This window comes from Limimaricola litoreus (genome assembly GCF_024159025.1).
Taxonomy (GTDB): Bacteria; Pseudomonadota; Alphaproteobacteria; order Rhodobacterales; family Rhodobacteraceae; genus Limimaricola; species Limimaricola litoreus.
In genome coordinates, this window is the sequence record NZ_JAMYXC010000322.1 from 1 (window position 1) to 7,382 (window position 7,382).

7 protein-coding genes are annotated in these 7,382 nt (G+C 68.2%); 3 read left to right on the forward strand and 4 right to left on the reverse strand.

The window, feature by feature from the left end; translation table 11 throughout:
* The 3 genes from NHG85_RS19370 to NHG85_RS19380 form a co-directional block, all read right to left on the reverse strand.
* Positions 1-1,612, reverse strand: a 1,612-nt coding sequence (locus NHG85_RS19370; RefSeq protein ID WP_253335380.1) for a hybrid sensor histidine kinase/response regulator, incomplete at its 3' end; no start/stop codon positions are given.
* Positions 1,596-3,095 (reverse strand): ATPase domain-containing protein, encoded by a 1,500-nt coding sequence (locus NHG85_RS19375; RefSeq protein WP_253335381.1) that lies wholly within the window; start codon positions 3,093-3,095, stop codon positions 1,596-1,598. The genes NHG85_RS19370 and NHG85_RS19375, both read right to left, overlap by 17 nt.
* Before the next feature lie 112 nt (positions 3,096-3,207).
* Positions 3,208-4,797 (reverse strand): alpha-amylase family glycosyl hydrolase, encoded by a 1,590-nt coding sequence (locus NHG85_RS19380; RefSeq protein WP_253335382.1) that lies wholly within the window; start codon positions 4,795-4,797, stop codon positions 3,208-3,210.
* A gap of 100 nt (positions 4,798-4,897) precedes the next feature.
* On the opposite strand from NHG85_RS19380, the gene NHG85_RS19385 reads away from it, so the two are divergent.
* The 3 genes from NHG85_RS19385 (at position 4,898) to NHG85_RS19395 (ending at position 6,373) form a co-directional block, all read left to right on the forward strand.
* Positions 4,898-5,923 carry a substrate-binding domain-containing protein gene (locus NHG85_RS19385; protein ID WP_253335383.1) on the forward strand — a complete coding sequence of 342 codons (1,026 nt, stop codon included), beginning with the start codon at positions 4,898-4,900 and terminating at the stop codon, positions 5,921-5,923.
* Between the two features lie 94 nt (positions 5,924-6,017).
* Positions 6,018-6,167, forward strand: coding sequence for a hypothetical protein (locus tag NHG85_RS19390; protein ID WP_253335384.1), 150 nt, complete (start codon positions 6,018-6,020; stop codon positions 6,165-6,167).
* Complete coding sequence (locus tag NHG85_RS19395) at positions 6,164-6,373, forward strand: DUF1127 domain-containing protein (RefSeq protein WP_253335385.1); 210 nt, start codon at positions 6,164-6,166, stop codon at positions 6,371-6,373. Before NHG85_RS19390 ends, NHG85_RS19395 begins: the two co-directional genes overlap by 4 nt.
* 149 nt (positions 6,374-6,522) lie before the next feature.
* On the opposite strand, the gene NHG85_RS19400 is transcribed toward NHG85_RS19395, so the two are convergent.
* The coding region (locus NHG85_RS19400) for a sensor histidine kinase (RefSeq protein ID WP_253335386.1) at positions 6,523-7,382 on the reverse strand (860 nt) is incomplete at its 5' end.

A 7,382-nucleotide genomic window follows, 5' to 3' on the forward strand; every position in this document is an offset into this window, starting at 1 on the left:
ATAGCTCGGCCCGCGTGCCCGCGCCGGGCCGGCTCGACAGGCGCAGCGCGCCGTGCAGCTGCCGGGCGAGGCCGTGGATCATCGACAGGCCAAGCCCCGTGCCCTTGCCCAGCTCCTTTGTCGAAAAGAACGGCTGCGTCGCCTGCTCCAGCGTCGCGGCATCCATCCCGGTCCCGGTGTCGCTGACCGAAAGCCGCAGATAGGACCCCGGGGCGAGGTCGTCCTCCCCCGAGGCCTCGGACAGATCGACCGCAATGGCGAGCCGGCCGCCATCGGGCATCGCGTCGCGCGCGTTCACCGCGAGGTTGAGGAGGGCGAGGTCGAACTGGTTGCCGTCGACCTGCGCCGAGGGCAGCCCCTCGGGCAGATCGAAGCTCAGCTCGATGTCGTCCCCGACCGAGCGGCGCAGCAGCTCCTCGGAGCCGCGCACCAGCCCGGGCAAGTCGCGCGGTTCGACCTTGAGCTCCTGCTTACGGGCAAAGGCCAGAAGCCGCTGCGTCAGCGCCGCGCCGCGTTGCGCCCCCTGGATCGCGCCATCGATCAGGCGTGCGGCGCGCGCATCATCGCCGACATGGCGCGACAGCAGGTCCAGATTGCCCAGCACCGCCATCAGCAGGTTGTTGAAGTCATGCGCCACGCCGCCGGTCAGCTGGCCGATCGCCTCCATCTTCTGGCTCTGCAGAAGCTGGCTTTCGGTGCGCTCGCGCTGCCGGATCTCGTCGAGCATGCGGGCATGGGCCTGCTCCAGCTCGGCGGTGCGCGCGGCGACACGGCGCTCGAGATCCTCGGTCTGTTCGCGCTGGCTGGCCTCGGCGCTCTTGCGGACGGTGACATCGGCGGTCAGCCCGACGAGCTGCACCGCACCGTGCGAATCCCGCTCGATCCGCGCCGTGGCCTCGGCCCAGCGCAGGCTGCCGTCGGGGCGGATGTGCCGGAACTCCGCCCGGTACTCGCCCCCGCCACTGCTGGCCGCCTCGATGATGTCGATCACCCGCGTCTTGTCCTCGGGGTGCAGGCTCGACAGGAACTCCTCGAAGCCGAAGGGCTCGTCCTCGCGCCGCCCGAAGATCTCGCGCAGCATGGGCGTGACGGTGAGCAGCTTCGTCTCCGGCTGGAGCTGCCACATGCCCAGCCGCCCGGCGGTCAGCGCGGTGCGCAGCGCCTCCTCGCTGCGATGCAGCCGCTCAACGGCGGCGCGGGTCTCGAACTGCCGCTCGCGGCCGCGCCGCGCGGCGCGTGCGATGCTGACAAAGGTCGTGGCGTGAAACGGGCGTTCAAGAAAGGTGACGTTGCCGAGGATCTCGGACAGCCGCGCCGCCTCGGGGTTGCGCTCGGGCCCGCCACCGTGGCGGGTCAGCACGACGAAAGGCAGCGCCGACCAGCTCGGCTGCGACGCGACCACGGCCGCGAGCCGGCCCAGATCGGCGTGGCGGACCGCCTCCTCGGTCAGCATGCCGAAGGCGACATCCGCATCGAGCCCGTCGACGAAACAATCGAGATCGGCGCAGATCTCCGAGGGCTGGCCGATTTCCGACAGGAGGGCGGCGGCGAGATGCGCGTCGCGGCCACCCGGTACGAAGATCAGCGCGGAGGCCTCACCGGGCAGGGTCATTCTTCGGGCCTTCCATCAGCGGCTCGTGCGAGCCGACGAAATCCGGCACGCCGCGCAGCACGCCCTGGAACCCGTCCAGCGGAGCGCCCAGTTCGAGGCCGTTGTGCGAGATGCGGAATTCGCGGATCGTGTCCTCGTGCGGGCCGGTGCGTTTCTTGATGACGGAGACCGCCCGGCGCACCTGGCCCAGCGCCTCGAAATAGCGCAGCAGGATGACCGTATCGGCGATGTAGGTGACATCGAGCGGCGATTGCATGTCGCCCACCAGCCCGTGCTGCGCCACGGTCAGATAGGTGGTCGTGCCCTGCCGGTTGAGGAACTGCAGCAGCTCGTGGATGTGCAGCACCAGCGCGTTTTCCTGCGGCATTGCGGCTTGGTAGCCGTTCATGCTGTCGATGATCACCGTGCGCACGCCATCGCGGGTGACGCTGTCGCGCACGCGCTGGGCGAACTCCCCGGGCGACATCTCGGCCGCATCGACCTGTTCGAGCAGAAGCGCGCCGCTGTCGCGCAAGGCGCAAAGATCGATGCCCATCTTCGACATGCGCGCTTCCAGAAGACCCAACTCCTCGTCGAAGCAGAACAGCGCCGCCTTTTCGCCGCGCGCGATGGCCGCGCAGGCGAATTGCAGCGCGAAGAGGCTTTTGCCGGTTCCGGCGGGGCCGAGGACAAGCGTGCTCGATCCGCGATCAATGCCGCCGCCGAGCAAGCGATCGAGCGCCTCGAGGCCGCTCGATTGCGGGCTGCGGTCATAGCCGGTGCGATGCTCCAGCGCCACGAGCCGCGGAAAGACCTCGATGCCGCCGGTCTTGATGGCGAAATCGTGAAAGCCGCCGCGATAGCGCTGGCCGCGATATTTGGTGACGCGCAGCCGACGGCGTTCGGCGCCGTAATCGGGCGCCAGCTCCTCGAGCTTGATCACCCCGTGGACGACGCTGTGCACCGTGCGGTCGCGCATCTCGGCCGTCAGATCGTCAAGCATCATGACGGTCGCGTCCTGCCGGGCGAAATAGTGCTTCATAGCAAGGATCTGACGGCGATAGCGCAGCGACCCCTGCGCCAGCAGCCGGATTTCGGAGAGGCTGTCAATCACCACGCGCTGGGGGCGCACGCGTTCGAAGGCCGCGAAGATCTGGCGCGTCGCCTCGCCCAGTTCGAGATCCGAGGAATAGAGCAGGCTCTGCTGCTGATCGGCGTCGAGCAGGCTCTCGGCCGGGACCACCTCGAAGACGGAGATCTTCGGATCCAGCGTCCAGCCATGCGAGGCGGCGCTGTCGCGCAGCTCCTCCTCGGTTTCCGACAGGGTAATGTAGAGACAGGTCTCGCCCCGCTCCGCGCCTTCGAGCAGAAAACGCAGGGCGGTCGTTGTCTTGCCGGTACCCGGCGCGCCCTCGACAAGGAAAACGTGGCGGCGGGTCAGCCCGCCCGCCAGCACGTCGTCGAGCCCCGGAACGCCGGTGCGTGCAAAATCCCTAGATGTCATCCGAACCGATCCTTCGAGCCGATGCGCGGCATCTAGCAGCTTTGCATGACGGCAGAAAGATGGATAGAACCGGGTGCCGCACGGGACCTCACGGCCCCGCGCGGCCACATCCTCAGCCCAGCCGGGCGATCAGCGCGCCGTTGGGGCCGAGCCGGACGCGGCCATCGACCACCTCGGCCGAGAGCGTGAAAAGCGTCTGCGCGATGCCGTCGATCTCGACCTCCTGCGGCGTGGCCGAGAGGTTGAAGGCGCAGACGGTCTTGTCGCCGCGGTGGAAGGCCAGCACCGGCTCCTCGGTCTCAGCGAACATGGTCCGGCCCGTCCGCAGGTCCGGCGTCTCGCGGCGCAGCTTCAGAAGCGCACGGTAGGTTTCGAGTACCGATCCGTCGGCGCCCACCTGCGTGTCGACCGCGCGCGCGGCCTGCGGCGCCTTGACCGGTAGCCAGGGTGCATTGCTCTCGGAGAAGCCGGCATTGGGCGCCGAGGCCTCCCAGACCATCGGCGTGCGGCAGCCGTCGCGCCCCTTGTCCTCGGGCCAGAAGTTGATGCCCTGCGGGTCGGTCAGCTCCTCGTATTCCAGCTCGGTCTCGGTCTGGCCCAGCTCCTCTCCCTGATAGAGGCAGATCGAGCCTTCCATCGTCAGTAGCATCGCCGCGGCGAGCTTGGCCACCGCGTCCTGTTCGCCATGCTCGGCCCAGCGGCTCACATGGCGCGGCACGTCGTGGTTCGACAGCGCCCAGCAGGGCCAGCCCTTGGGCGCGAGCTTGAAGAACTGGTCGATCTGGTGGCGGAAATGCTCGGCGGTGAAGTTCGGCCCCAGCATCTCGAAGCTGTAGGCCATATGCAGCCGGTTGACCGAGGTATATTCGCCCATGATCTCGATCGGGTGGTGGCTCTCGCCCACCTCGCCGACCAGCGTCCGGTCGTCGTATTCGTCCATCAGCTTCCGCATCTTTTCAAGAAAGGCGATGTTGTCGGGCTGGTTCTTCGAGAAGATGTGGTACTGCATGTCATAGGGCTTGACCGCCGTCTCGCCGTTCAGGCGGAAATCGGCCGGGTCGTCGCGCAGGTGAAGATCGTGGAAGTAGAAGTTCACCGTGTCGAGGCGGAAGCCGTCGACGCCGCGATCGAGCCAGAAGCGCATCGTGTTTAGCAGCCAGTCCTGCACCTCCGGGTTGTGGAAGTTGAAGTCGGGCTGCTCCTTGAGGAAGTTGTGGAAGTAGTACTGCCGGCGGCGCGGCTCCCACTCCCAGGCGATGCCGCCGAAGATGGCCTGCCAGTTGTTGGGCGCCGAGCCGTCGTGCTTGGGGTCGGCCCAGACGTACCAGTCGGATTTGGGGTTGTCGCGGCTCTGGCGGCTCTCCTCGAAGAAGGGGTGCTGGTTCGAGCTGTGCGAAAGCACCTGGTCGATCATCACCTTGAGGCCGAGCTCATGGGCGCGCGTCACCATGGCATCGAAATCCGCGAGCGTGCCGAAGGTCGGGTCGATGTCGGTGTAGTTCGACACGTCATAGCCCATGTCGGCCATGGGCGAGGTGAAGATGGGCGAGAGCCAGACCGCGTCGGCGCCCAGCTCGGCGATATGCGGCAGCCGCTCGGTGATGCCCTTGAGGTCGCCGATCCCGTCGCCATTGCCGTCCTGATAGGACCGCGGATAGATCTGGTAGATCACCGCGCCCTTCCACCAATTCGCCTTGCTCATATCCTGTCCTTTCGGTGCCTGACATCCCTTCGGATCGCTGGCAGGGTTGCCCGAAGCGTTTCGGATTGGCAAGGTGCGGCAGCAGATCCGGGGACGAAACATGTCGGCGACACTCAAGGACATCGCGGCGCTCACGGGGCTTTCGGTCACGCAGGTCAGCCGCGCGCTCAACGATCATGACGATGTCAGCGCCGAAACCAAGCAACGCGCGCGAGACGCGGCCAAAGCGCTGGATTACAGGCCGAATCTTTCGGCGCGCCGCTTGGCCTCGGGGCGTTCGGGCATCGTCGGGCTGGTGTTGCCGCCGCAGGACAGGACGCCGCGCGACAGCATGTTCGTGCAGATGGTGCGCGGCCTGTCGAGCGCCTTCTCGCGCCACGGGCGGCTCTTCGTGCTGCACGCGGCCGATGAGGGCGAGGACGTGGTGGTGGTGCATCGCCGCCTGATCGACGGCGGGTCGCTCGACGGCTTCGTGCTGATCGAACCCGAGCACGACGACCCGCGCGTGGCCTATCTGCAAGGGCGCGGCGTGCCGCTGGTCATGCACGGGCGCGACGGCCCCGCCCCACGATACCCGTTCTACGACATCGACAACCTCGCCGTTGGCCGGGCGCTGACGCAGATGCTGCTGCGCGCCGGGCATCGCCGGATCGGCTTCATCAACGGCCGCGAGGACATGTGCTACGTCGCGCAGAGGCGGCTGGGCTGGGAGCTTGCCCTGCGCAAGGCGGGCGTTGCGGTCGAGCCGGACTTGCACGAATACGGGCAGATGACCGAAAGCCTCGGCGCGCTCGCCACGCTGCGACTGATGGGCCCCGAAGGGGCGCGGCCCAGCGCGCTGATCGCCGGGAACATGCTGATCGCCAAGGGGATATACACCGCGCTCTCGATGCTGGGCCTCAAGGTGCCGCAGGATGTCTCGGTCGTGGTGCATGACGACATGCTGCCGGGAGAGGATCTTTTGGCGGTGCCGCCAAGCTCGGGCACCCGCTCGGCGCTCGCGCAGAGCTGGGAGCCGCTGGCGGAGGGGCTGATCGGCGCGATCGAAGGGCGGGCACTGTCGCAGACCCAGCATCTCGGCGCCTTCGAGATCGTCGATGCGGGTTCGATCGCCCCGCCGCCCTGACGTTGCCCGGGATCATTTGCCGGCGCGGCCTTGCTGGTCCGAAGCAATACGCCCCGAAGCGGTTCGGGTGTCATTCAACAGGGAGGCGAACGTCATGCAGCCGCTGCAGGGCGCTGCGGCGCGGTTGGTGGTGGTCGGCGGGCCCTGGAAAGCACAGATGGGGGTCAACGGCGCCAATGACGACGCCTGCCCCCCCAAGCGGCCCGAGCGCCGCACGACCAGCCCCGAGGATCGCAGATCATGACCAGCATCAGCACCACCCAGACTGCCCGCCCCGCCTCCCTCCTGTCGCGTCTCGCCGCCGCCTTCACCGGCCGCCGCGCGCAGCTTCGCGCCTACCGCGTCACCCGCCGCGAGCTTTCGGCGCTCAACGACCGCGAGCTCGCCGATCTGGGCATCAACCGCGCGATGATCGAAGAGATCGCCACGCAAGCCGCGCGGCGCGCCTGACCGGTTTTCGCGCGGGCGGGGGATCTTTTTCCCCCGGACGCGGTTGATGGGGCAGGATGGTTCTCCTCCCTCACCCATCCGGACAAACATGGCGGCGGCGCTCCTCCCTCGGGCCGCCGCCATTTTTGTGTCGCGACAGGCGAAGACCCTCAGGGATCGACCAGACCGAGCTGCGCTTCGCCGAAGCCCAGCTCGACGCTGAGCCCCCCGCCCTCCTCGCCGTTCGCGGTGCGGATGAAACCGGCATGCTTCTGGACCATGGTGCGGATCATGCGCCAGCCGAGCGATTCCGAGCGCTCGGGCCGCTCCATCCCCGGCGCGAGGCCGCAGCCATCATCGGCCACGGTCAGCGTCAGCATTCCGTCGGCGCGCCTGAGCCGCACCTCCAGCCGCCCGTGCGCGCGCCCCGTGAAGGCGTGCTTGCAGGCATTGGTCAAAAGCTCCCCCGCCGCGAGGGCGAGATCGGTCACCGCGCTGCCGGTCAGGTGCAGCGCGTCGCCCTCGACGACGATCTCGATTTCCTGATCGGGTGTCGAGAAGGCCTGCCGCGTCTGCTCAGCCACGTCACGCAGCAAGGGCAGCAAGGCCGCGCTGTCGGCAGCGGCGGCGCGCTGCAGCTGGTCGTGGATCGCGGTGATCGCCTTCACCCGCAGCTCGAGATCGCGCAGGACCTTCTTGGTCTCCTCGGTCGCGGCGGCCGAGCGCGACAGCCGCATCAGACCCGTCACCAGCGCGAGGTTGTTCTTGGTGCGGTGGTGCACCTCGGCCATCAGCAGATCGCGCTCCTCGAGGGCATCGAGCAGGTCGCGGTTCTGCTGCGCCAGCATGGCGGCCGGATCGGCACGCCGCAGCGCCGCCAGCGCATCGCCGATTGCGGCGGCGGTTTGCGCGGTGTCGGCGACGGAAAGACGGGTGTCGAAGCCGGCCCGGATCCGCGTGCCCTCGGCGCCGCTCTCGACATCGAGCCGGTCGGCGATGCGCTGCACGCCGCGCAGGCCGAGGCCGAGCC